This is a genomic window from Curvibacter sp. T50 (genome assembly GCF_057219955.1).
In genome coordinates this window covers 40,426-65,691 of the sequence record NZ_JBXVVU010000002.1, presented here as the reverse complement: position 1 = coordinate 65,691, position 25,266 = coordinate 40,426, and the positions used below count along the sequence as shown (strand labels likewise).

The 25,266-nt window shown below is 60.7% G+C and carries 27 protein-coding genes; all 27 read right to left on the bottom strand.

Annotated features, from left to right (window positions below):
* Positions 1-2 precede the first annotated feature (2 nt).
* Positions 3-455, bottom strand: coding sequence for a lysozyme (locus AC2EBU_RS09710; protein WP_484610222.1), 453 nt, complete (start codon positions 453-455; stop codon positions 3-5).
* Positions 452-928, bottom strand: coding sequence for a hypothetical protein (locus AC2EBU_RS09705; RefSeq protein WP_484610221.1), 477 nt, complete (start codon positions 926-928; stop codon positions 452-454). The genes AC2EBU_RS09710 and AC2EBU_RS09705 overlap by 4 nt, the downstream gene beginning before the upstream one ends.
* On the bottom strand, positions 925-1,218 hold the full coding sequence (locus AC2EBU_RS09700; protein WP_484610220.1) for a DUF6127 family protein: 294 nt from the start codon (positions 1,216-1,218) through the stop codon (positions 925-927). The genes AC2EBU_RS09705 and AC2EBU_RS09700 overlap by 4 nt, the downstream gene beginning before the upstream one ends.
* A gap of 98 nt (positions 1,219-1,316) precedes the next feature.
* Entirely contained in the window at positions 1,317-1,538 is a 222-nt protein-coding gene (locus AC2EBU_RS09695; RefSeq protein ID WP_484610219.1) for a hypothetical protein, read from the bottom strand.
* Positions 1,531-3,423, bottom strand: a complete 1,893-nt coding sequence (locus tag AC2EBU_RS09690) for a hypothetical protein (protein WP_484610218.1) — start codon at positions 3,421-3,423, stop codon at positions 1,531-1,533. Before AC2EBU_RS09690 ends, AC2EBU_RS09695 begins: the two co-directional genes overlap by 8 nt.
* A gap of 3 nt (positions 3,424-3,426) precedes the next feature.
* A complete protein-coding gene (locus AC2EBU_RS09685) occupies positions 3,427-3,822 on the bottom strand; it encodes a hypothetical protein (protein ID WP_484610217.1) in 396 nt (131 codons plus the stop codon).
* A complete protein-coding gene (locus tag AC2EBU_RS09680; RefSeq protein ID WP_484610216.1) occupies positions 3,819-4,886 on the bottom strand; it encodes a hypothetical protein in 1,068 nt (355 codons plus the stop codon). The genes AC2EBU_RS09685 and AC2EBU_RS09680 overlap by 4 nt, the downstream gene beginning before the upstream one ends.
* A 3-nt stretch (positions 4,887-4,889) precedes the next feature.
* Positions 4,890-6,158, bottom strand: a complete 1,269-nt coding sequence (locus tag AC2EBU_RS09675; protein WP_484610215.1) for a hypothetical protein — start codon at positions 6,156-6,158, stop codon at positions 4,890-4,892.
* Positions 6,159-6,187: 29 nt separating this feature from the next.
* Positions 6,188-9,751, bottom strand: coding sequence for a hypothetical protein (locus AC2EBU_RS09670; RefSeq protein WP_484610214.1), 3,564 nt, complete (start codon positions 9,749-9,751; stop codon positions 6,188-6,190).
* Between the two features lie 44 nt (positions 9,752-9,795).
* Positions 9,796-10,215, bottom strand: a complete 420-nt coding sequence (locus AC2EBU_RS09665) for a hypothetical protein (protein WP_484610213.1) — start codon at positions 10,213-10,215, stop codon at positions 9,796-9,798.
* A 2-nt stretch (positions 10,216-10,217) separates the two neighbouring features.
* Positions 10,218-14,258 carry a tape measure protein gene (locus AC2EBU_RS09660; RefSeq protein WP_484610212.1) on the bottom strand — a complete coding sequence of 1,347 codons (4,041 nt, stop codon included), beginning with the start codon at positions 14,256-14,258 and terminating at the stop codon, positions 10,218-10,220.
* A 36-nt stretch (positions 14,259-14,294) separates the two neighbouring features.
* A complete protein-coding gene (locus tag AC2EBU_RS09655) occupies positions 14,295-14,939 on the bottom strand; it encodes a DUF6441 family protein (protein WP_484610211.1) in 645 nt (214 codons plus the stop codon).
* Positions 14,940-14,958: 19 nt separating this feature from the next.
* Positions 14,959-15,105: a hypothetical protein gene (locus AC2EBU_RS09650; protein ID WP_484610210.1), complete on the bottom strand. Its 147-nt coding sequence runs from the start codon at positions 15,103-15,105 to the stop codon at positions 14,959-14,961.
* A 50-nt stretch (positions 15,106-15,155) separates the two neighbouring features.
* Entirely contained in the window at positions 15,156-15,551 is a 396-nt protein-coding gene (locus AC2EBU_RS09645; RefSeq protein ID WP_484610209.1) for a hypothetical protein, read from the bottom strand.
* Positions 15,552-15,562: 11 nt separating this feature from the next.
* Positions 15,563-16,315, bottom strand: a complete 753-nt coding sequence (locus AC2EBU_RS09640; protein WP_484610208.1) for a phage tail tube protein — start codon at positions 16,313-16,315, stop codon at positions 15,563-15,565.
* A complete protein-coding gene (locus tag AC2EBU_RS09635) occupies positions 16,312-16,509 on the bottom strand; it encodes a DUF7210 family protein (RefSeq protein WP_484610207.1) in 198 nt (65 codons plus the stop codon). The genes AC2EBU_RS09640 and AC2EBU_RS09635 overlap by 4 nt, the downstream gene beginning before the upstream one ends.
* A 17-nt stretch (positions 16,510-16,526) precedes the next feature.
* Entirely contained in the window at positions 16,527-16,970 is a 444-nt protein-coding gene (locus AC2EBU_RS09630) for a hypothetical protein (RefSeq protein WP_484610206.1), read from the bottom strand.
* Positions 16,971-16,994: 24 nt separating this feature from the next.
* The gene (locus tag AC2EBU_RS09625; protein ID WP_484610205.1) at positions 16,995-17,279 is read right to left on the bottom strand and encodes a head-tail joining protein; all 285 of its coding nucleotides are present in this window, start codon (positions 17,277-17,279) and stop codon (positions 16,995-16,997) included.
* A gap of 12 nt (positions 17,280-17,291) precedes the next feature.
* Positions 17,292-18,293 (bottom strand): major capsid protein, encoded by a 1,002-nt coding sequence (locus AC2EBU_RS09620; protein ID WP_484610204.1) that lies wholly within the window; start codon positions 18,291-18,293, stop codon positions 17,292-17,294.
* A 27-nt stretch (positions 18,294-18,320) separates the two neighbouring features.
* Entirely contained in the window at positions 18,321-18,701 is a 381-nt protein-coding gene (locus AC2EBU_RS09615; protein WP_484610203.1) for a head decoration protein, read from the bottom strand.
* A 30-nt stretch (positions 18,702-18,731) separates the two neighbouring features.
* Positions 18,732-20,093 (bottom strand): S49 family peptidase, encoded by a 1,362-nt coding sequence (locus AC2EBU_RS09610; RefSeq protein ID WP_484610202.1) that lies wholly within the window; start codon positions 20,091-20,093, stop codon positions 18,732-18,734.
* A gap of 2 nt (positions 20,094-20,095) precedes the next feature.
* Entirely contained in the window at positions 20,096-21,601 is a 1,506-nt protein-coding gene (locus AC2EBU_RS09605; protein WP_484610201.1) for a phage portal protein, read from the bottom strand.
* Positions 21,601-21,822 (bottom strand): phage head-tail joining protein, encoded by a 222-nt coding sequence (locus AC2EBU_RS09600; protein WP_484610200.1) that lies wholly within the window; start codon positions 21,820-21,822, stop codon positions 21,601-21,603. The genes AC2EBU_RS09605 and AC2EBU_RS09600 overlap by 1 nt, the downstream gene beginning before the upstream one ends.
* Positions 21,822-22,214 carry a hypothetical protein gene (locus tag AC2EBU_RS09595; RefSeq protein WP_484610199.1) on the bottom strand — a complete coding sequence of 131 codons (393 nt, stop codon included), beginning with the start codon at positions 22,212-22,214 and terminating at the stop codon, positions 21,822-21,824. The genes AC2EBU_RS09600 and AC2EBU_RS09595 overlap by 1 nt, the downstream gene beginning before the upstream one ends.
* Positions 22,214-22,705 carry a hypothetical protein gene (locus tag AC2EBU_RS09590; protein WP_484610198.1) on the bottom strand — a complete coding sequence of 164 codons (492 nt, stop codon included), beginning with the start codon at positions 22,703-22,705 and terminating at the stop codon, positions 22,214-22,216. Before AC2EBU_RS09590 ends, AC2EBU_RS09595 begins: the two co-directional genes overlap by 1 nt.
* A gap of 20 nt (positions 22,706-22,725) precedes the next feature.
* Complete coding sequence (locus tag AC2EBU_RS09585) at positions 22,726-24,684, bottom strand: phage terminase large subunit family protein (RefSeq protein ID WP_484610197.1); 1,959 nt, start codon at positions 24,682-24,684, stop codon at positions 22,726-22,728.
* 12 nt (positions 24,685-24,696) lie between these two features.
* On the bottom strand, positions 24,697-25,236 hold the full coding sequence (locus tag AC2EBU_RS09580) for an elements of external origin (RefSeq protein ID WP_484610196.1): 540 nt from the start codon (positions 25,234-25,236) through the stop codon (positions 24,697-24,699).
* Positions 25,237-25,266: the final 30 nt, after the last annotated feature.

Below are 25,266 nucleotides of genomic sequence, written 5' to 3'. Positions count from 1 at the left end.
CCCTATAGCAGGCGCGATTCGGCTTCTCGCCTTGCAACCAACCCAGGTAGAACCTTCCCTCCGCCATAGACCCATCGGCGTAGTTCCTGCGCCGCGCTCGTCCAGTCGCTCTGATTGATCCGCCGCCGCAATGTTGATGTCTGAAGCCGACCCGCGCCGAGGTTGAACGTAAAGTCGACGATGGCAGCCAGTCGGTGTTCCGGCGCGGTGGCCAGCACCGGGCAGTAGCGCAGCGTCGCGGAAAGTGCCTTTTGAAGGTCGCACGCCAGATAGACCTCGGCTTCTTTTACCGTGATCGGCGGGTGCTTGGGGTCACACAGATGGCCATACCCAATCGTCCAGAACCCTGCTGGGCAGATGTACGGATATGCACGATCGGGATATACCCTCGACACGCGGTGAAATCCTTCAAACCGCTTGGCCATTTCCACAGCGGCCAGTGGCACCGGAATCACCGGCCAACCTTGTCAAACACTCGCCCCAGAAACCAAAAGTTCAGCACTCCAGCCCACAGAGCCTGATCAGCCTCTGTCCACGCATGTAGGATGGCCACACCCCAGCCAGCGCCCGCAGTCACTGCGGCTGCGAACGACGCCGTTTTGGCCGCGCAGTACAGCGCCATGAACCAGTAGGTGATGACCGGACGGACGCTGGCAGACAGTGCATCAGCCCAGCGCACACCCGTTTTCTCACCCTGCGTGCGAATGGCATCTTTCAATGCATCAATGGCACCTGTGTTCCACGCCGCGTCAGCACTGGCACCGATCTCCGCCATGCGCTGTGCGCCGCGCAGCTTCTCAAACTCCAGCGCTTTGTCCTGCATCGCCAGCTCATGGCCACGCTCGCCATTGCGATCCATCCATTTGAGAATTTCGGGAGCCAAGCGGAAAACACCGCCCAGCAAACCACCAAGCAATGTTTCAATCATTGGCCACCTCCAAACACCTTGAACTTGATCGCCGCCCCTGTAACCAGCGCCAGCAGCAGACCTGTGGTGACAGTCTTCACGACCGTGCGCCAGGCGGTCACGCGTGCTTCGCGCCAGGCATCCAGGAGATTACGAAGGGCTCGGATATCCCGGGCGGCATCCTCGCCATCAAGGCCTACCTCATGCAGCGCATGCAGGGCACCGCGTTCGGCTGCCCGCTCCAGCATGGCCTCGAACTCTTCCTGTGGAAGCGTGACCATGCGCCGTCTCTCGACCTGTGTCGTTTCCATTTTTCATGCTCCTCGAAGTGAGAAACCCGCCTGGCGCAGATGCACACAGACGGGTTTCGGGGTTGCCTCCAACTTCTGTTGAATGGCGTTGAATGAATCTAAATTTCGATGATTTCCAGCGTCAGGTTGGGCGCAATGGCTTCGATCACGCCATCGCGCACAAACACCTTCTGGCCGACGATCGCAGTGCCCCGGGCTTTCAGAAGTCCACCTCCGGGCATCTGTACGGTGCCAACCCCACCATTGGTAGCGATGACAGTGCCGACCTGCAGTGGCGGATCCGGCAGCAGGGACCGGAATTGCTGATAGAGGTTATGCATAGGTCTGTACTCCCAGGGTCTGCCAGACTTCAGGCAACCCTGCCTGTACCTGTGTGGACCGAACCAGACCGCGACGCGACACGCCGCCATCCTGGTAGTCCACGAACGCGCCGGGGAAGATGATGCCCGTCTCGGGAAGCACTGGCAGACGCAGACCCACCTCGATCTGGCTCCCCGTATCGGCCAGGACGGCAATACCCCGTTGACGCGCGGCAACGGCACTGGTGACCAGCGGGTCCACCACCATGGGCGCCAGCACCTCACCTGCGGTACCGGCACGTGTCACTTGCCCAAGTACACCGACCTCCTGGCCGGATACGAACACCCGGTTGTAGGCAGGCTTTTCATGCCAGCGCAGGGACTCGCGGGAAGTGGCATCCACTGGCAACTGAAAGTCCGCCACAACACTGCCCCAATCCCACGGAACCGTTGGGTATCGTGGGAGGACCCTGAGTGTCTGGCTGACTGCATGGGGCTGCACATAGCCACCGGCAGCAGCGGCGATTTTGTTGATCGCACCGATGTAGGTGCCCTGGTGATTGAACACACCGGATGCAATCGACCAGTCTGCCAGACCCCAATCAATGCTCCAGCCCAATGACACACCGTTGATGGTCAGCACGTCACCCATGATCTGCTGGGCAGTGCGCGCCTGGGTATTGGTAAAGCTCTGGATCGGTGCATAGGGGGCATCCAGCAGCGCGGTTTTGCCACGCCCGGAAATCCGCAGGTCATTGGTGCCAAATTCGCGGGTGCGCTCGATGCTTTCCACCAGGGCACGAAAGGCTGTTCCGTCGATGATCGCTTCCACTTCGACCGGCGAACCAGTGCCTGCAGGCTCGAGGTTGGTCAGCGCCTGCGCAGGCAGCGTCGCGCTGAAACTCCAGGTCCAGGAATCCACATCCAGGCCCAATGCCATGCTCAGTGTCGGCAACTCGATATTGCCATCCACCCGATGCAGACTGGCATTGTTCACAACCATATAAATCCTTCTTATCGGCACCACGACCGTGGTGCGAGGTGGCAGTGGCGTCGTATGGCGCTCGCAGATGAAAACCAGACCGGTGTCACTGGCCCACATCAGGTCAAACAGCAAGTGCGTATCCGGCAGATAACAGGGATCCCGCACAGGTGGTGTGACCGGACCCGCAACTAGAGTGCGCCCAGCCCGTGGCACCCATGCGTTTTGATAGCGCTGCTGCCATCCCCGATTGCTTCGCAGTGCTTCTCCTGCACTGCTGGATGCCTGCAGCCGGTGTGCGGCACCACGATTCCAAAGAGCAGAAAGCGGTGATCCGCGCCTCAGCCCTACATTGAAAAAGTCCCGCACCCGCGACGCACCCAACCGGGCTGCCACTTGAAACGCGTTGGTCATGCGCAGGCGCACCGCATGGTCCGCACTCTGAAACAGCAAACCACTGGGCTCCAGGCGGCGGTGCAAGGCACCGTCAAACCCTGTGAGGACATAGGAGTCATGTCGGATGGCCGAATACTGCGGCGCTGAAGCACCCACTCTGGATTCCAGCCCTGTGCTCCACAGGTTCTGAGAACCCAGCGGTGCACGGTTGGCCAGGGTGTGCGCTGCAGACACGCCGATTTCCCTTGTCCCAACGCCCTTGGACCAGGGTGCCATCACCCTGGCCACTGTGGGCCGCTGGGTCTTGCTCTGGTACAGGGCGATCGACGCAAAGGTCATTTCAGGGAAGACCACTGACACGGTGCAAGGGATGATCGAACTGGCGCGCCCCGCAAAGCGCAGTTCATCAAACTGGGCAGCAAATTCCAGGGTTCTGGCCGGAGCCTCGCCCAGCAGATCGCCAAACAGCAGCACCCAGGGTGGCCCAGACGCCGCCGTGCGGTCAAACAGCAAGTCAACTGCAGGCATCGTTTATCCCCCCAGCACGCCGCTGACCATGCGTGTCTCACCCCCTTCAAAGAGCACCGTGTTCTGAATCTTGATTTCGCCCGTCCCGGTCATGTCGGACACATCGCAATCAAAGGCGGTCTCACCATTGCCATTGACCACACGTGCCCAGGTGGCCACTCCACTGTTGGCGTTGAGCACCGGGTCACCTGCCGCCAGAGTCAGGAGACCATCGAGCACTGAACCACTGGGCTTTTGCAGAGGCAACTCGGCCAGAAATCCGGTATTCGGTGCTGCACCGACCAGCACCCGCACGCCGGGATAAATGCGCACCCGGGCTACGCCCGCACCAGTGTCCAGAAAGGCTACGACGGCTATGAGGCGCGCATTCTTCAGATCAAAGGACACGGAGAGCGTCATGGGACAAACTCCGCAGTGATGTTGTCCGCCACCACCGCCCGGTAGTTGTTGTCATAGTCGTAGGTCATCACGGTGTACTTGTGGTCCATAGCGACATACAGAAACTCGTAGGCCCCAGTGACCGGATCGCTGAACACTTCACGGACCAGGAGGCCCGTCTTCTCGTCAATGAGTCGCACGCGCCGTTGCACCGGAGTGTTGGGTGATCCTTTGATTCCCACGGTCCCCACGATGCGGCCATTGCCGCCCTGGTACACATTGCGCCGCCACAGCTTCTGTCCCCGGTAGTAGTTCACCGCAGCGCCCTTCACCTTTGCCTGGGGCATGCTGTTGTCCACGCGTGCCAGCGGACTGGTCATGCGTGAGGTGGGGACACCGCTGGCAGTTGCAGGTGGCACTGTGTAGACGCCACGCCCATGGGCAGGCCTCAGACCATGGAACCCCAGATCTGTCAGCGGTGCCTGCGGCACGTCCCACACCTTGATGCTGTGCAGCCGCACGGTGGACTGGTACACAAAGATTCCGGCGCGTAATGATGCAAAGGTTGAGGCATTCACCAGGCGCAGAACACCGTCGATGCGCGCCTCGATGGCTATGCGTGAAACGCCAGCCGTACTGCTCATGTCCCAGCGCAGGTTCAGAATGCGCCGGTCCCCAGCGTTGTTGAACGGATCCGCCGCCCCTTGCTGGGTGATGCTTTCCGCAGAGTTGCCTGTCCACTGTGATCCGTCCCAGCGTCCAAGACGCCAGTCCGACTGGTAGTGCGCGAACCGGAATCCGTTGCTGCTCACGGCCTGGCCAGCAGTCACCCAGAGTCCTGCATGCCGGTAGTTGTTGGTGCCAGTCAGATCGGCCACCCACTCCAGGTCCACTTCCATCTCTCCGGCGGCTGTAAGAGGAACTGCCGTGATGTCCCAGATGTTCTGCCCGGCCGTGGAATTGCTCAGATCCACCGCCTGGGCGGATGCGTTGTAGGTGGCAGTCAGTGCCCCGCTCTGGACCCTGGCAGTGGCAAAGTTGGCGGGAATGGCGGTGGCAAAGGTTTCGTCTAAAACCAGTGCCATGGCTCACCACCAGGGACCCGTGATGTCAAAGGCATAGCGAGCCACGTTGCCTGCCGTGCTGTAACTGTTGCAGACGATCAGGAACTTGCGCCCCTCGTACCCGACCACACCGGTGAGCACGTTGAGGTCTGCCAATGGGCTGTCGTTATGCACCCAGAAGATGCCCGGCAATTTCCCACGCAGATGCCCTGGCGACTCCTGGCGCAGATACACCGGGTGCAGGATCAGCCCATAGTCCGGACCATTGGGCCACGGCACCGAGGTGCTGTAGCCCGTGATCTGCTGGGCGTTGTTGGTGTTGAGCCCCAGGTATCCGACCCGGACGTTGCCACCCACCTGCATGTGATCCCGCATCAGTATCTTGCCCGTGAAATCCAGCGACCGATTGCCGTAGCTCTGGTAGTCGACGCCGTTGTAGCCAATGTTGGAGGACACGCCGATGTAAGAATCCGTAGCCGCAAGCAGCGTGTTGTACGCATCCCCCTGGCGGAAGCTGGCGAAATCGGTAAAACAGTAGCAAGCACGCCCATAGACCGACACCTGCCATTCGTTGAACAGGTAGAAGCCCCGGTCATCACCTACGATCACCCAGTTTTTGTTGCCACCGGTCCCACCGGAACTCTCAGAACTGTTCTGGTCACTGCGGGAGTGGTACCACTTGTACCAGCCATCCGCTGCGCCAGTACCGGAGCCGGTGCCCACGGTATTCAATGTGGGTCTGTTCGGGTCAAACGGAGCCTGTGCTCCCACCACAGTGTCGATGTCGGACATGTTCTCGGCCATCAGCACCTTGGCCTTCTTGGCGTAGGTCGTGGTGTAGGACGGATCCAGCGAGTTGTCCACCCGCAGGAATGGCCGGTTGCTCAGGATGTTTTTACTGCGGTAGCAGCGCTTGTTGGTCGCGGTGAATGCGCGCTCAAAATTCAGTGGCGCGACCTTCACTGACAGCGTGCCAGTGGCTGGCGTCACAGGAGTGCCAGTCACCGCATAGGTGAACTCCAGTGCGGTCGTGCTCAGGACCCGGAATTCGCCGTTGTACTCGGCCTGGTTGGCCCCCTGAATGCTCACCACCTGATCCGCCAGGTACAGGTGCCCGGCGTTCACCCGGGCGGTGGCAATGCCGTCCGCAAAGGTCAGCGTGTCGATGGTGCGCAGGTTGAAGCCATCCACCAGCACGGCATCGAGCAAGGCGGTCATGTCGCCCCATGCGTTGGCCAGCTGGGGCGCGCCCTGCATGCCGGAGTTGTAGTGTTTGACTGGAATGGTTGCCATGTCGGATTCCTTCAGTTGAAACGTGGAAATCAGGGTCGATCGACGTCACCGCGCACCAGCACGGTGAACTTGTCATTGATGACGCTCTCGGGGCCTTGTTGAATCGTGCGAACGATCCAGACCGGAAACAGCGCGCCCACGGTGTTGAAGCGCAGCACATTGCCCACGGACCAGCCGCTGCCCCAACCAATCCCTTTGATCGTGAAATACGGGCTGCCGGTGGCAGGGTTGATCGGTGAGGTATCGGTGGCAATACTTCCACTGGAAATCGTGCCCACGTGCTCACCAATCACGTCGAACGTCGTGGTGTTGGTAAAGCGCAGCGCCCACTTCTCGGTGACGGCCCCGTTGTTGGTCACCACCAGGGGAGCCAGAATGTCGTTGTAGGTGCCGGGTGCCACCGAACCCGTCACCGCATCGGCATAGGTCACCGAGTCCCAGGTGGCCTGGTCGAACAGGACTGACACGCGGGCCTTGAGATCCTGCGCCACCAATGCACTGGAGATGAAGCTACCGGGGAATGGGTAGCTGTGCGTGACCTGGCGCGTGAAGGCCAACTGGCCATTGATCTGCACATCGGACACCTGCACCATGTCCTCTATGCGGTGCTCCACCACGATGGGCTGGGCGTACCCACTCACTGAGGTGAACGTGACCGTCCCCGCTTCCAGATCTGCGGTGTAGCCAGTGTTGATAACACGGCCATCTGCGCCGATTACCCGCACACGACTGAGGCGAACCCGGGCGCAGTTGATGACCTGACCGTTGGAGACCGTTGCCGAAATCGACCCGGTATGTCCCAGCACGGCAAAACCACCGGGCCGGAATATCGACACCTTGCCATCCTGCGGCAGGCGCACCGGATCCAGGCCCAGGATGTCGGCGTCCAGCGGCAGATAGGTGAACCCCACCGCATTGAAGCGGATGGTATTGGCAATGACTGGGGCGGGTTTGAAGATCTTGCCGTCCGTCCCGACATTGGCAGCGGAGTACCAGACGGCTGTTTCATTGCCTGCGGCCGTGACATACGACCCAAAGCGCAGACGCACCACACCCGTGTCGTAGTCCACATGACCCGACACATCGGTGCCAATGAAGTCCCCCGCCGTGTTGGCCGACACATTGAGCAGGCCGCCCGCAAGCCAGGTCGCCAGCACCTGCACGGATCCAGTGCGTAGCGGTGCCACAGGCGCACGAAACGTGACCTCGTCCACCGGGTGCCCATCCATGGAGGTCAGCAGCGATTTGACGGAAACAGCAGACGATGCAGCGGCGACCCAGGAATCCAGGGTCACCTCGCCCGACTGGTAATTCAGGGTGCCAGCCTTGATGGCACTACCGGATGCCACATCCAGCCCGTAGTACAGGTTCCCGGCACGATCAAAGTAGGTACGACCCCCTAGCGTGAAATTCACGCTACCCGGAACAATGTTCTCGGAGTACTGGTTGGTCAGGTCGAACTTGAGTGCTGTGGTGCTGATCGGTGCCGTGACGGCCGAGTCAGACGCAACGGAGCGGTACTTCACTGATACGTGCGCCGTCTCATCATTGGGCATGTTGGCCCCAACCGGGAAGTATTCCCAACCCTGAAACAGGTAGCGGCGCACCGTGCCACCACCAGCGACCACGCCCAATGTGATCCAGGCATATTTGGCCTTGGGCATGCCAACGGTCGTCTCAGTCCTGAGACTGATGATCCCAGTGACGTAATCGACGCTTCCGTGGTCTTCACCCAGGGTGTCTTTCAGGCGCCCAAGGCCATCGTCTCGCACCGTCTTGTACGGATCCCTCGATGGAAACACGGTCATCGTGACTGGGTCGTAGGGGTTGTAGAGCAGGTTCCAGGTCACCTCGATGGTGTTGGGGCGCAGGTTGGACTTCGACAGCGTCAGTGGGACGTTGCCATTGATGTCGCGCAACGGCGCCGGAAACTCCTGCACATCGGGTGGACCATAGGTGTAGTCCACCGTGTAGATCTGGCCACCAGCAGGCAGCACAGTGGGAGCCAGACTGATGAGCCCGGTCTGGTAGCGGATGGTTCCCGTGGCACTGCCGGTGATGTTTCCTTTGCCGTCGTCTGTGGCGGTGCGTGCTGTGCCATCGTTCCATTTGATGACGACCGAGCCTGGTGTGATGCCCGTCTGCGCCAGCTGCAATGGAACCGTGAGGGGCGGCAGTGCCACCGAAGACCGGTTGGTGTAGTTGACGCGGGAACCCCAGTTCAGAATGACCTGGCTGCCGACATCGGGCAAGGCACCCAGCGTGACCGCCACAGTGCCAGTGCTGTAACTCACCGTGCCCGCGCCGTAGGCCACGTCGGTGCCCACCAGCTTGCCACCACCGTTGTCACGCAGGTCGTACCACTTCCCGTTGGATCGGTAGCTCACACGGGTCGTGGCCGGGGCGGGTGGCGGACTGATGGTCTGGATGTAGTTGTAAGCCCGCGTCTCCTGAGACACGTAGATCCCGGCGGTGTCCGCCAATTGCAGGGGTGCACCGGCTGCCTTGTAGGTGATGGTCTTGGTCCCACCGATGGAGGGTGCCGAGGGCGACAAGGTGGCAGTTCCGCGCGCATAGTCCACCGTGCCAATGACGGTCGTGCCCTGCAGCAGATCCCCGGATGAGTCGGTCAGTGCGCCACCAGAGTAGGCAATATTGAGCGTGCCCGGATACACCGGGTTGCCAAAGTACAGCGCCACATTGGGGTTGAAGCCAATGGACGTGGTGATCGACACATTGCCATTGGATGCATCTACCACCGTGTCGTATTCCCCGGCTGCATTGGCATCAATGACAGGAATCTCGGTCTGCGCACTGGGTACCAGCTGCGTGAAGATGGACTTGGCTTTGGCACTGAGGCTGCCCATGGTCACTGCTTCCGTCAGAGGGACGACACCGAAATACTGGGCTGCATCGGCCACCGTGGTGTCACGGATCAGGGCTGCAGCCGCAGCCTTGCGGAAGAACTCGCTGGGCGGTGAGCCCATGAAATCAAAACGCAGTGCGTCACTCAGGTCCGCAGTGACGATGAGTGCCTTGTACTCCTGCCCGTTGTCCTTGATAAACGTGCGAAGGACAGAGGCAGTCCGGGTCACGCGCACGTACTGCAACTTCTCGGTCGTCAAGCCTTCGTTTTGCACGATGAGCAGCGTGTGCCCCACCTCGGGTGCGGTGCTACTAGGCATCTGAAAGAGCTGGATGGAGCGCTGGCCAATGATGTGGTTCTCAAACAGAAACCCAGCCCATGCGGGTCCAGGTGCCAGATAGGCCTCCACACGCTTTTTGGCCGAGTCGCGCCGGTCGAAGATTTCCTTGGTGCTGAACAACGTGACACTGACATTGGGGTCTGCAGGTGGATCGGCCACGATCACGTTGCAGCCCAGATAGGTGTCGGTGTCCGGCGTCTGCACACTGACATGCACTTTGCGCAGGTTGACCCGGCCGCCGGAGCGGTCCAGTTCCGAGATGTCCGGAAAAATTGCGTTACTCGTAGCGTCCTGAATCACGGTGGACGTGGGCGCACCACCGCCTTCAGGAACGTCGAGCATGACTTGCGAGGCGACCAGCTTGATGTCGCCCGTGAGAATGGCCATTCAGACCTCCAGAAATCAAAAAAATGGGAAATCGGTGTGGCGGCTTAAAAAGCGCCTTGCACCTGCATCAGTCGCAGGGTGATGCGATAAAAATCCGACGCCAGCCGCGCTGGAATGCCCTTGACGGGCTCGGACTCGATGGCCACTTCGGCATGCCGAAATGCCACCGTAAAAGCACGCGCATCGGCAAGCGTCAAAGTAAAACGCCCATCGGACGCACCCAGGGGGATACTGGCCCATGCATGCAACTGCTCCACTGTGGCGCGCGTCACCCAGGCCATGTCGGCCGCACCCACCAGGGTGATGGGACGTCCGCCCTGGCGTACCGCGGACTGAACCAGTAGTGCCCCGGTGATCAGGTACGACACCGAGGCCACTGCCGGGCTCCAGCTATGTTCATCGCTCCACAGCAAATCGTCTGGCAAGGACAAAGCAACTGAGTCCGTGAGATTGGTCAGAAGCATGATCAGGCTGCCCTCATCTGCGCACTCTGGAGCAGCTGCAGAAGCCGCCCCTCGTCGCGCTCATCAATCTGCGCACCCACCTGCCGACCATTGGCGGCCAGCTCCACACGCACGGTTCGCACCGGGCCAGACGTCCTTTCCACACTCTCCACCATCGGACGATGCACAGTGGTGGCCTGCGGCACACCCACCAAGCCACCGACGGCAAACCCCTGAACCCGCTGGGCCAGCGCCTGTGCAGGTACTGTGAGGTTGTTCAGTGATTCAAAGAATCCGGAGCCAAAGCGACTGACAGCATCCCGGTTCACTACGTATTCGCCCGGGGTCAGCATGGCGGGCACCGTGTCGGACCTGGCAATGCCACCGCCCCGGTAAAACTCGCCCTGGTGCTGTTCCATGTAGTCCATGAGGTCACGCTCGACGTCTTTGCCCCACAACAGCGGCTGCGCCATGGCCTGACGCCAGGTCTGTTTGATGGCATCTACCTTCTGGCGCTCATTGCCGGTCAGCTGCTTGCGGTTGACCAGGGATTCCAGGACATTTCGATCACGATATGCCTGCTCACCGTAGGACTTGAGGGTGTCCCACTCAAATCCCAGGCTGAGTGATGCACCATAGTGGCCGCGCATCCAACTGGTGTACTCGCGCATGGCCTGCATCCCCAGCTCCACCATCTGCTGGGCTTCGACCGCATCCTTGTTGCGCTTGGTGATGTTGGCTCCTGAGTTGACCGGACCACCCGTCGCGAATCGGGCCACTCCCGTCATGGGGTTGGCTGCACCCCTCACCACCCCATTTGCCAGGCGGGACAGCGCAGCACTGCCGTATTTGCGTACGGCCGCTTTGCGCAGCACGAAGGCTCCAGCATCCAGGGTGCGCGGTACCGTGTCCTGGTCACCTGATCCCGGCACCGACCCACCGCTCATGCGCGTAAAGGCGGACGCCACCGGGCCACCATCAGCGAAATGGGGCACGCCACGGCCAACCAGCCCACCTGTGGCATTGGTTTCCACCTTGGTCACATAGATGGTGTGGGTGCTGGAGGTATTCATCCCGTTGAGGCTCAGCACCTCGCCTTTCGCGGCGTCCGCATTGCTGCTGATCTGGTGCTGCGACTCGGTCTTGATGCGGTCCAGCGCGCGAATCATGCCCTCGACATTGGTGATCGACGCCTGCGCTTTTTCTGAGGAGATGCGCAGTTCCAGCTGCGCGCTGTCCTTGGCATAAGCAGTCAACTTGTCTAGCGCTGCCTTGGCCTGACTGACATCGGCATCCACCGGCAGGGTCTTGCCTTCCTTGAGAAGCTGCTCGTATTCCTGCAACTTCTTCTCTGCCTGCTCCAGATCGGCCTTGATCGGCAGCAGCCGCTCTTTCTCGGCAAGGGCCTTGTCAAGATCGGCAATGGCCTTGTCAAAGCGCGAGGTGTCCGCATCCAGCGTGACCTTCAGGCCCTCTTTGAGCTTGGCCGTGATCTGGTCGATCTGGGTTTCGGTCTCGGTGAGAGTCTGCTTGATCTGATCGCGTGCGGCAAGGGCAGACTTGGCTGCATTCTGGTGGGCCTGACTTTCCGCATCCAGCGTCTTGTTCAGGATGTCTTCCGATTCCCGGATGTTCTGGATGGCCTGGTTGACCCCTTCCTTGCCCTTGGTGATGGCTGCATCCGATTCCTTGGTTTTCTGGGCCAGCTCGGCGCGCAGTTGATCCGCCTGGCGCATGAGGTCCTGGGCGGTCGCGTATTCCTGTTTGCGGTAGGCCTCACGCGACTGGGATTCCAGCTTGGTCACCTCCGACAAAGCCTGCTCGGACTGCTTGCGTGCTTCTTCCGCCTTCTTGGCCTCCGATGTCTGGGTGCTGGCCACCTGTGCCGCCAGATCCATGGCCTTCTGCGCGAATTGCCGGGCTTGTTCAAACTCGCCCGCAGCCAGTGCATCGCGCGCCTTGGTTTGCAACTCCACGACCTGGCGCTTGCGATCCTCTGTGGCTTCAAATTCCGTCATGCCCTGACGCCGGATTTCGCGGATGCGATCTTCCGTGGACAGGGTCAGTTGGCGTTTGGCCTCCTCAATGCGCTGGATTTCTGCCAGATGCCGGTTGGCCTCGGCATTCAGGGCATCGATGTGCGCCTTGTATTCAGTCGCCGCCTGCGCCATCGACTGGCGTTTGGTGGCCAGAATTTCATTCTCGACGCGGGTGACATTGGCACTACGCTCGGCCTCCGTCTGCCCCTGCCGAGCCGCCTCGGCAATGCGGGCCTTGGATTCGTCATCGATGAGCTTCAGGGTGTCCGCCAATGCCTGGCGACGCAGTGTTGTCTGCTGGGTCAGCGAATCCAGCAGCAGTTGGGTGGATTTGGTGAGCTTGTCTGCCTCCGACGCCTTGGACAAGTCCAGTGCAGACTGCTCCTGCTGATAGCGCGCCTTGACGGCTTCAACCTGGCGCTGCAGGTTGGCCTCCACAATAGCCGTGAACCCTTTGTAGGCTTCGGCCATCTTGGTGGTGGCGTCGGTGACCACTGCATTGGCCTTGGACACGGCCTGTTCCACCTCACCTAAGCGGGATTTGAGCTTTTCGACTGCGGCATGCACCGCTTCCAATCCACGACCGACCGCTTCCTGGGTGCCCTGGCGCACCGCTTCCAGGCGCTTGGCAATTTCCTCTGCGGTGTTGGCCACCGTGGTCATAGCCCCTTTAGCGGCATCCGATCCCTTGGTTGCGTCGGCATACATGGCAGCAAAGATCTGATTCATCTCTGCCAGACGTGCCTCATGGCGCTTGGTCGCCGCATCAATCGTGTCAGACGAGAAGATGGCTGCAAACGCTTCCCAGCGGTATTGCAACTGCTCGATCCCTTTGACCAGGATTTCGACCATGAGAACGCCCGCCTTGCGAACAATCTCGAATTTCTCGGACAGCCAGGTGCCGATTTCCCAGCCGACCACAAAAGCGCCGAGTACCGAAAAGGCTGTTTTGAGCAAGCCAATGCTCTGCACTGCCGCTGTGATCGACAGATTGGCTGTGGCCCAGGCTGCTGAGGTTGCCGTGGCTGCCGTGACGGCCGCAGCACCTGCCGTTTGCCAGGCAGTAATCAGGGCTGGGATGAGTCGGTAGATCAGGACCGACAGCCCCACCTCGGCAATCGTCTTAAGCCAGGACATGACTTTTTCCAGATTGGTGGCAAGCCATGTCAGGGCGTCGGCGAGTTTTTTTGTGATGCCGGTGGACGCATCCACCTGACTGACCCATTGACCAAAGGCGTTTTGCAGGCGCTGGAATGCCTGGCTGACGGTCTGGGGCAACTGGCCATATTCGGTAGCGAGCTTGTCCTTTTGACTCAGCAACGCATTGACGACCACATCGGCAGTCAGGCGGCCTTCTTCCGCGAGTTTGCGCAGGCGACCAATGGGCACGTTCAGGCCATCGGCCAGGGCCTGCGCCAGGCGGGGCGAGTTTTCCACCACCGAGTTGAATTCCTCACCACGCAGCACACCGGAGGCAAGCGCCTGGCCGAACTGCAACAAAGACGACTGGGCTTCTGTGGCGGACGCACCCGAGATGCGCAGGGCCTGGGAGATGCTCTCGGTGATGGTGAGCGCATCCTTCTGCTCGCCACCGAGCATGCGCACGGCCTGCTGCAATTTGCCGTACAGCGTGGCGGTCTCCTGTATCGGTACACCAATGCGCTGCGCAATCTCGAACAGCGCCTTCTGCGCCGCAGTGAACTCGGTCTGGCCGATGGTGGCGAGCTTCAGACGCGCGGCCATCATGTTCCAGGCGTCCGCAATCTGCACGATCTCCTGGACCTTGCCAGCGGCCCAGTTGATCGTCAGGAAGGCCAGCAACTGGGTCTTGGCCGAGTTGACCTGATCACCAAATGCCGACATCCCCGCCTTAACCTCTGCCAGACCAGCGGCGGCTTTTTCTCCGGCGGTCTTGGCGTTGGCGGCAAGGTCACCCAGGCTTTGCTGCGCCGAATTGAGGGCGCGTTTGAGCCCGTCATCGGCACCTTCAAGAGCAACGAGGACAGATATGCGGTTGGTAGCCATGAATCAGGGAAACCTCAATGGGTCCTGGACCGAACTTCAGTCCAGGGTTTGAATCTGTCGTTCAATCTGGGCAGCCAGCCGGGGAATCCGGCCAGCCACCAGTCTTTCGATGTCGAGTCGCTTCTTTAGAACTACCCGAGGCACCAGCACCGCGATCGGAATGTCGGCACCCCGCTTGAGACGTTTGACGCCATCGGCTTTACGGTACCTGCGCTTGAATCCCGCCAAGGGTCGGTCGTGCTCCTTGATGTTCTCCGCCATCAGCACGATGTTTCCCTTGGCGTTCTTCACAAAGTAAGCATTGCCACCACGCATCAGCTCAGCAATCTGCGCCTTGAACTTCTTGCGCCCCACGCGACCATGCAGGGGGATCAGCATCCTTGCGCTGATGGAGCCACCACGCTCATGAATGCCAGACCAGGGAATGCGCGAGCCCACATAGAGTGCGGGCAGACGGTTCGGATCCTGGTCCAGCACCTTGGCGTTGAAGCCCTTGAGGAAGGCGTTCTTGACCACCGCCATCTGGGAGGCAACCTGCTCGCGCACCTCCTGCTTGATCTCCGTGGCCTCGCTTCGTATGGCCCGGGCCACCGCCTTTTTGACCTTGTCGCGGTATTCACCACCCCAGCGGCGCAGTTGTGCCTGTGCTGCTGCACTGTCGATGCGAATGGAAATTTTCATGGGCGAACTTCATCGAGCACTATCGACCCTGGGATTGATCGACGAGTCGATCCAGGGTCTGGTCCAGGTTTTTGACGTCACCCCGGCTGCCAATGGCCATCAGGGACAGCAGCCGTGCGTCATGAAAAGCATCCAGCCGCATGGATGCGTCCAGAAAGCCGCACATCTGCGTCAGGGTGTAGTCCAGAATGTCCGGCAGACGGTGGCCTCGAGCGATCAGGCGCTGGGTGGCGTCGAACCAGGCGTGCTCGGATGGATGCTTTTGGCTTGGGTGAACAGCCCGTCCAGTTTGGGCATCACCGTCTGGGTAAAAAAATCGGCATTCACCTCGATCACCTTGGCTGCCAGCACGATCGCCTCGTCCGCTGCCAGGTCATCGACCCAGCTGCGGGGTTTCTTGACGGCAATGGCAATGGCAGAGAGCAGATCGTCCCCGCGTTCGCCAAATAGTGCGATCCAGTCGATTTCACTGCTGCTCAGGTGGAGCATGACTGGCGTAATGGCACGCAAAAAGGCAGGCATCTGGCCCACCTTGAGCGGCATGATGGCCAAGGTTTCACCGTGAATGGCCAGTTCCGTGGCCTGCGGCAAGAGTTTTTCCAGATCAGACATGGATCAGCTCCTCACAACTGGACAATACGGCCGAACTGGCCCAGCACCGCGTCGAAGGGCTTGGTCGAATCGGCCAGGAGCGAGCCTTCCATCTCGAACTTGTTGTAGTCGTCCGAGATAAAGGAGATTTCCTTCAAGGGATCGAAGGCCACCCGGTACAACTCGACCAGCACCTTGGCATTTCCCTGCGCGGTGTTGAGTCCTTCCAGACGCAGATAGCGCTCTGGCAAAGGCTGCGTGAAGATTCCGATCTCAGTGGCCACGCCGTAGCCGTAGCTGGCCTTGAATGGTGCGGTAAATCCCGTCACATCCAGGAACTGGACCGCACCGAAGTCCGCATCGGCCGTGTAGTTGGTGCCCAGTTCCAGGGTCGCAGGCGTGGCTGCTGAGTCCGTGACGATCAGATTGGCCACTTTGGCATGCGCCAGAAAGTAGCGGTCGCCAATCACAGGGGCAGCACCGCCCAAGGTTTCTGCCGACACCGTGCCGGGCGTGCCGGTGACATGGTTGCCATAGAGGGCCAGGGAGAGGTTTTCTTTGGTGAACTCCTCAATGGTCAGTTTGACGGTCGCGGACTTCTGCTTGACCATGCGATGGTCCAGTGTGCGCTGGCCGGTCTGGCTCTCGTAGTGCTCCAGCACATCGGTTTTGAGAGAGAGTTTGAGCTCGGCCACGTTGCCGGGTGAGCGAACCTCCGTCGGATTGCCACCGAGATCACGTTTGCCGAGATAGACACGGCCCTGGAAGGATGCATAGGTGCTCATTTGGAGTCCTTTACGAGTTTGGAAACTGGGGTTGGGTTGGTGACTGCGGATTCACTGGCAACGCGTGCGATGCCGTGCTGTTGCAGCCACTGCGCTGTGGCAGCGTCTACGGCGATCGACTCGCCTGACGCGTAGGTTTTGCCCTCATGGGTATGGGGCGCAATCAGAGTCACCTTTGAAAGTGATGGGTTCATGGCTGAATTCATTGGCTTTATCCTGGAATGGAGATGTCATGCACGAAGGTGCGGTAGGTGAACTGGTAGCGCGCAGGAATGGAGGCAGCCAGTGCATCGGCGTCCTCCACCTCCCACTCGCAGTCGAGTTCCTTCACACCCAGGCACAGGCCATTGAGACTGGCGTTGGCAAACACGGCAGCGTGACTGGCCACCAGCAGCGCGTCGGCAATGGTCTCGGGGGCGATGCCTTCCTTTTCCCGGGCTATCGCCACCATGCGGAGCACCAGCTGGCGCTCCACACGGTCGTTGATCCGGGGTGACACTGCATCGCTTTCCGCAAAGATCAGGATGGCAGGTGACTGCTCTCGGGTGACCCCGCTGGTGGGCGAGCGCAGGACCTGGGCGCCCTGCAGTTCCGCCACAGGCGCGAGAATTTGAGCAACGGACTGAATCAGTTGCTCACGCACGGATTGGGTCATGGTCGGATCCTTAGAGTTGGGTCATCAGAGTTGCGTCAGGTGGGCACGCATTTCGCTGCCGTCGCCCATGGCCAGGACCTCGCGCACCCGGTAGGTGTTGCCACCGATGGCAAGCTCACTGCCTGCCGCAAGTGCGGGCAACCATGCCAGTGGATAGCGAATGGCGTAGTCCCGGCTTACGCCCATGCCACCCAGCACATCCTCATCGGGCGCACGCAGATCAACAAAGACCTGCTTGTCCCCGATGGAGGCTGACTTGAGGAGTCCGGCGTTGGCAGCAGCGGCGTAGAGAAACTCAACGCTGAGCATGGCCAGGACTTGCTACGCGGTGAGCTTGACCAGCACACCGGGGCGGTGACACATCGGCAGCGGATTGGCCTGCGTGTGCAGATCCGTGCCACGCTCAAACTTGCGCGGCTGCTGCTTGGCGTAGAGCACCTGGCCCAGCGTGTTGGCGGTCTCGTTAAAGTCCGCCGGTGCAAAGTAGGTGCTGAAGGTGTCTACCGTGCCCAGCGGGAAGGCATGGGCTTCACCAGCGGCAATGAAGCGGCGCGAGGTGCCGTTGATATCAGTAGCCTGCCCACGGTATTCCTCGAAGGTGATGCCTCCGAAAGTAAAGCCCGCACGCATGTCGTTGATCAGCACCGCGCCCTGTTGCCAGTAGGTGTAGGCCTTCTCCACCTTGGCATGCCCAGTGAGTGCATCGAAGAACTCGGGCGAACAGAGGACGTGAATGCCGGTCATGAACTCACCCTTGAGGTTGTCCTCCAGGTAGCGCAACACCTCGGCACACTTGGATTTGACGTTGGTATTGGCATTGCCCAGATCGAACGGCACGGTGGCAGGTGTGATGTCGAACTCGCTGTACAGGTCGTAGATCACAGAACCATCGGCGTCCAGGATCACGCCTTTGAGCGCGCCCATGCGCAGGTGCTCCAACGTGATGGCGTGCTTGTTGCGCATGGTCTCCAGGTGGCGGGCCATGACGCCTGCCACGCTCTCCATCTCGGTCTCCGAGCCAAAGGCACGGATGCCCTGGACTTCTTCCGGCAGGACCACATCGTCATGGGGAATGTGCGGAATGACGAAAGAGCGAACCTTGCGCTTGCCACGTGCGCCCACCGTACCGGGCGAGCCCGGGGGCATGGTGGGCAGCAGGTTCAGGACGCCGTTCTGTTCTTCCACGATGACCTGGCGAGTGCGAACCGGCTTGGCCGGAAAGAGGTTCAATGCCTCCATGCGGCCGTAGCGGTTGGGGATGATGTTGATGGCGGCGGTCAGCGCGGCCATCGAAAACGCGGGAGTGTTGAATGGATTGTTCATGGTGATGTGTCCGTTCGATGTTGAAAATCAGGCCGATTGGCGAATCAGGATGCCGAGGGACGCCAGTTGCGACGTGATGGCTGCCTGCTGGGCGTTGGAGATCTCCACGGGCCACACGACAGCTTTGGAAGCGACAACGCCATGGCGTGCCAGGATCAAAGCGTCTTCGCGGTCGATGAGCGTGGCGTCCACTGCGTCCAGCAGGATTCCCACTGGAAGGTGCGATCCATCTTCAGCGCCGGGGTCGAGTTGCTTGACCTTGCCGGTAGTGGTCACGCGACCAACGATGCAGCCCAGGGGCAGGTTCTGGCCCGCCTCCACAGTGACCACGTCGCGCGAGTAATTGAGGCAATCCTCCTCGTACTTGATGAGGTCGCCCAGATTGAGTGCTTGATTGATGACGTTCATGGTGTGGGTCCTTTCGGATGAGGTGATGGGTTAGGTTTTTTGGGTGAGCTTCTTGACTGCAGCCATCAGGGCACCGGAGTCGCCGGTAGCGCTGGCGCTTTTTGGGGCAGCGTCGGGTGCAATGAGTGAAGTGATCTCTTCGCTCTGCGCTCTGCTGGCCAGCAGGGTCTGGCGCACCTGGGCGGCCGACAGGCCCTGGGTGAGGAACGCGGCGATGCGATGGCTTTGACCGGCAAGCTGGCACAGCTCCGCAATCGCAACTGACTCAGCCCTGGCAGACTGCACGGCAGCGGCGACGACGTTGTCGGGCACGGCAGGTGCTGGCGTAGCTACTGGCGCATGCACCTTCTCCTTGGCTTCTTCAGGCGATGCGCCGTCCTTGTGTTGCACCAGATCGGATACTGCAGTTGCGTCTTCTGCATCGGCAGGCGCCGAGGGTTTATGGGTTTCTGGATTCATACGAATCTCCTTGAGGTTGGATGTGAGAGATAGGGAAACGACAGACGGGATGTCCGTAGCAGAGGCAGTGATCACTCGGGGGGCCAGCCCCAGGGCGCTCCTGGTACTGAGGTAAGCGTTGAACTCAGTGACCACCTGGTCCGCGCTGGCCAGCGCATCCGCAAAACCACTGCGAACCGCTTCAGGTCCAAAGAACAGTCCAGCCTGGGTATCGCGAATGGCCTGGGCTTGCAGGCCCCGCATGGAGGCCACGTGGTCGACAAAGAGGCCATAGAGCCTGTCCACCTCGGACTGCAGTCGGCCCAAAGCGCCCTTGTCGAGGGGCTCGTGTGGGGACAGATCGTTCTTGAAGTCACCGGCAGACACCGCAGTGAAGCGGTACCCCTCCTGGGCATCGCGCACCGACTGGTCCACATGCATGGCAATGACGCCAATCGACCCCACGCCTGCGGTCTGGGTGACAAACACCCTGGAGGCCGCACAGGCGATGGCGTAGGCCGCCGAGAATGCCGAGTCACACGCCACGGCCCAGACCGGCTTGATGGCATCGATAGTGCGAATGTGCTGGGCCAGTTCAAACACGCCACCGGCTTCACCACCCGGTGAATCGATGTCGAGCAGGATGCCCGATACCGTGGTGTCGACCACGGCCGCATCCAGCATGGACGCAACGTCACCGTAGGACGTCAGTCCAGAGGCAGCATCGATACCCATGGACCGGCGTACCAGCGAGCCATGCACAGGCACAACCGCAATGCCGGTTGCAGCCATGTGTTGACCTGCGGGGGACGCCCGCGACGGTGGCAGGGCCAGCTCAGACTGGATGGGCCAGCCCACGCGAGAACCCAGCACCGAGAGAATGATGTCGAGTTTGGTACGGGCAAGCAGAAGCGGCGTCCCGTACAAACGGGACGCCAGATGTGGCAACAACATGGTCAGTTTCCTTGAGAAGATTCGGGTTGCTGCGTCGGTACAGCACCGGTTGCAGCAGATAGGGACTTGGTCAATTCGTGCCGGGGGTCTGAGTCAAAGACCAGCCCCAGGTCATCTGCGCGAGCGTTGTCGGCAGCTATTTCCCGGTCCACGTCTTCGGCGTCGTAGCCATTCGCTGAGATTGCTTCCGAGCGACTCATCAGGCCGGAGCGGATCGCAGCCTTCATGGCATCGGCTTCTTTGAGCGGATCAACCCACTGCCAGCCCTGTGGAATCCACTTGCAGGCCTGGTAGTCACGACGCTGTGCCTGACCTGAGCCATACCCCGGCAGACTCAAGGCTCCCTGGATCACCGCCTGGTCCATCCATGCAGCCCAGATCGGGCGGCACAGCTGGTGCACGATGACGCCGTGCTGCAGGGACTCCACCCTGCGTCGGAACTCCAGTAGTCCTGCGCGAATGGACGAGTAGTTGACCTGCGTGAGATCACCGGTGAGTTGCTCATAGGTCACGCCCATGGCAGCGGCCACCGCACGAAACTGCATGCGCAGGAATTCGGAGTACGACCCGCCCACATCGGCAGGCTGGGAGAACTTGATGTCCTCGCCGGGCTCCAGGATCTGCATGGTGCCTGGCTCCAAGCCGGCCAGGGCCACCCCATTGCTGTCTGCATTGCCTTCGCCCATCAGGTTGTCTTCGGGTAAGAGGCGAGTCACGAAGCCCGCGAACATGGCCGCCGTCTTCTTGCGCACCAGTTCGGCATCGTCGTACTGGTCGAGTTCGTTCAACTTGACCAATGCACGCGCCAGCCAGGGCTCACCCCGGATCTGGCCCGGGCGCAGTGGCCGGAACAAGTGGATGATCTCTGCGGCATCCACCCGCACCGTGCTCAATCCACCGTCACCCGACATGGGAGCCAGCAGACCGTCCTCGGGGTGCGAGCGATACAGGTGGTACGCGACCCTGCGCCCCAGTCGGTCAAACTCGATGCCAGCGCGGATCAGATTGCCGTTTTCTGCCGTGATGTTCATCTGCACGGGCAGGTGTTCGGGTTCCAGGACCTGGATCTGCAGCGCAACGCTGAGCCCATCCTCGGGCCTGCGGTAGCGCAGTCGGATCAAAGCCTCGCCACCTTCGAGCATGGCCCGACACGCCATCGCCTGCAGTCCATAGAAATCGGTGAGTCCAGCCGCGTCGGCTTCCACGGTCCAGTTGCGCCACAGGGCTTGAACCGCCTCACGCTGCTGTGGATTGGCAAGCATCGACTGGGGCTTGATACCCGTTCCGATGGCGTTGGCCACATAGGACTCCAGCGCCGAGTTCGCCCAGGCATTGCGACGAACCAGATCGCGACTTTTGGCGCGCAGTTCGCTCTGGTTGAACAACATGGCCGCCACTGCGCCGGGGTTGCCCACTGACCAGGCCAGCGCACGCCTGCCGCCGCCCACACCGTCATAGGTGGGTGTTGAGGACCAGAGCCTGCGACGAATCGTCTTGAACCAGCCCATCACGTCCCCTTGGAGGTGTTAAGCCGGATCTGCCGTGGTGCCCCGGGCCACATGCCTGTGGCGGTAGCCTGTTCGAGCAGGCCACGGCGGACATCGCGCATGGCCACGCGCAGCTCGTCCACCGAGCGGTACTCCACCGTCTTGTCGCCAAAGGTGACTCTGCGTTCGCCCTTGGCGAGTGCGCTCTCCAATGCCAGGAGTTGGGCTTCTGTGTAGGCCATCAGCGGTACACCACAAGGTTGATTTCAGAGGAGTCGTCAAACGACGATGCAGCGGTCGCGCCGGAGATGTCGACGTACTGCGGGGTCTTCTGGTCGGAGCTCGCGCGCACAATTGCCAAACGCTGCTGGCCGGTATTGGTGCTGCTGCGAGCCAGCGCCGTCCAGCAGTAGTTCGTATCCGGCATCGACTGCGCGAAATGCACGCGGTACCGGCCTGCCGCCGTGCGCACCACATTGGCGACGTTGTGTGCGCCGTAGATCACGACCTGACCGCCCACATAACCAAAACTGACCCACACCCTTGCGATACCGGGGTGCGTCGCGTCGATCTTGGTTTTGACCTCGAAACCGATGCGTGCCGCCAGTGCAGCGATGTTGGAGGCGAGGCTCATCAGGCCAGCGCCCCATCGAAGATCACAACAAAGTCGGTATCGGTGTTGCCCACATCGCTGGCTGCGACTGCCCCAATGTTGGTGCGGGCCTGCAACTGCTCGGCCACATTCAAGGTCTGCGCCGCATCGAAACGCACGCGCAAATTGACGGCGCTCAGAATCGCATCCAGGCCGCTGGTGCCATTCTGCAGAGCCTGCTGGATCTCCACCAGGGTGTCATAGGCTGCATCGGCACCGCCCAAAATATCAGCCTTGAGCGCGTCCAGCAGTGACACGATCTTGTTGGACGAGTAGGTACTGGTGGTGGCGATCTGGTTGTCGTCGATGGCCATCGCGGACAAGACCGCAGCCTTGAGTTCATTGATGGCGGCGACCAGACTCGATTTGTCATTTGTGGACAGGCTGGCCAGACTGCCAGCCGTTGCACGCACATCATTGAATTCCTGGGCAACCCGGATAACCAGGCTTTCGATTCGGGTAGCAAGACTCATAAAAACTCTCCTTTAAAAATTCACGACAGCCAGCGACTGCGCACCACGCGCCTGGCAACCCTGCGCCCGTCAGAAACAACAAGGCCACCGCTAGGGGTGGCCAGGATTTCGTTGGGTGGGGTCGTAGGCTCGGGTGGCGGCGCCAGTCCCAGCTGTTTTTCCAATTCGCGCCAATGGCGCTCTTCAAATCGGTCAAGGCCTGCCGCACTGGCGCTGGCTCTCGCGTAGACATAACAATCCAGCGCCTCATTGCGCTCGCGCATCTTTTGCCATTCACGGATCGCAAACCCGTTGCGATCACGCCGGGTCACCAGCTGTTCGGCACACAACTGCTGCACATATTCCGAGTCAACCTTGGGCAGATGCACAAAGCCTGCAGGGTATTTCACGGTGACGCCGTCTTCCTGGACGTCTGCGGCCTTGCGCAGGTTGTTGTAGAACTCCAACTTGGCCATGCCCACCGTGACCGAAAACACCTTGATGCCCCGGCGCAGCTTCTTGCCACCCTGGGTGATGTCCACCGCCGTAGGCGTGCCAATCAGCGCTGCCCCCTTGGCCACCCCTTTGACGGCCATCACGCGGGAATCCCGACAGGCACGCACAAAGGCATAGGCTTCCTGAGTGGCGAAGCCGGTATCCAAGGCAAACCGCACCAGGGGCATCGCCGCACCTGATGCATGGGTCCAGGATTCATCCAGCATGGCCTTGAGTGCCTTCCAGACGATTTCACGTGCCGTGTCGCCCATCAGGACCCTGTGCTCCACCAGCCAGGACTCCTTGCCCCGCCCGAATGCCCAGACCGACACTTCGATCCGGTCCTTCTGGACGTCGGCACCACCCACCAGCAACAGGCCACCCGGGGGTACAGTGCCAATCCGGTAATCTTCCCGCCGCTCGATGAGACGCTGCCAGTCAGGCGCTTCGCCTTCTTCAACCCATGTCTCACCCAGTTCGGTGTTCTTGAAGGTCTTGATGGCGGCAGCCGATCCGGAAACCTTGCTGACCGCACCTTCCCACGCCACGGCAATGTCACGCCACGAACGCCAACCCACCGGGCTGTACAGACTCGACAAATGGAAACCAGCAGTCTTGGCGCCATGCTCTGGCACCATCGCCCGCCACTCACCGTGCTCCAGCATCCAGGTCTTGTGGTGCTCATGGATCGCGGTATCACAGGACTCGCAGAGATAGGCTGCGGTCTCGGGCTGGCCTTTGTCCCAACGAAGTTGTTCAAACCGCAGCCACTGCCTGTGTGCGCAATGCGGGCACGGCACGAAATACCGCTGCTGGTTCGAGTCTTCGTACTCGCGCTCGATGGCGCTCACGCCCGAGATGGTTGGGGTCGAGACAATGAAAATCTTGCGCCGAGCAAACGTGCGCGTGCGGGCCTCGGCCAGCGAAATCGCATCGCCTTCACCCTCGACGTCCAGCGGATAGCCATCGACCTCGTCCAGAAACAGGTAACGCACCGGCATGGAACGCAACCCCACCGCGCTATTGGCCCCGGTCATCACCAGCACACCGCCCCGGAACTCCTTGGCCAGGATGGTGTTACCCGAGTCCCGCGAGCGCGCCGGAGAAATCAGCGCCGACAGCGCTTCGGATTCCTCAATCAACGGGTCGATCCGTTGCTTGGAGTTGCGCTTGGCCATGTCGACCGTCGGCCACACGGCCATCATGGGACCAGGCGCGTGGTGGATCACATAGCCAATCCAGTTCGACCCCATCTCGGTCGCACCCAGCTGCGCAGCCTTCATGAAGACCACCCGCTCTACCGCCGAGGTGGGAGAGAGGCAATCCATGATCGCCTTCAAATATGGCGTGCGGCTGGTGCGCCAGCGCCCCGGTTCGGCAGACGCTTTGCTGGAAAGCATGCGGTGCCGGTCCGACCATTCCGAGACCGACAGCAGCGGATCCGGCGTCAGTCCCTCCCGCCAGGCCCGCTCGATCTCCTGCGCACCTTCGTAGTCTTCCATCATCAGTGACCGCACTCAATCAATGCGAGGACGCAGGTCCCCAAGTTCCTGAAGGTGTTCACGCAACGCTGCTTCGAGCGTCACGTGCATGGCGTGGGCATCCACACCCAATTTCGCAGCCATCTGGACAGATACCCGTGCTGGCCAGTTCAACCAGGCATCCCGCTCTGCGCGTGCCAGTTTGAATACGTGGGCTATGGCCTGCGGCCTGTCGACCAGTTCACCCTTGAGCTTGGCCAGCCGGACTTTGTTCGTCTGCGCCTTGACCACTTCATTGACGGTGCGCGCCTGTAGAAGCGACGTACCACCGGTGCCCTGAGAGGTTGGCAGGTTGGAAGCCTGCTCAGTGCCAGAGTCCCGTAGCACCACGCTCTCGGCACGCTCTTTTGTGCCCTTCCTGGGCGTATCGGTATTGCTTGCCCACTGGGCATCGGCCCGATCGGCATCAATGGTTCCGTCAGATTCCGGCGTGATACGACCAGCACGAATGGCCTTGTGCACAGCGGTGTCGGTGACCCCCCTGTGGCGGGCATAGGCACGTATCGAGATTCCCATTGGATATTTCAAACATTTGTTTGTCTTTTT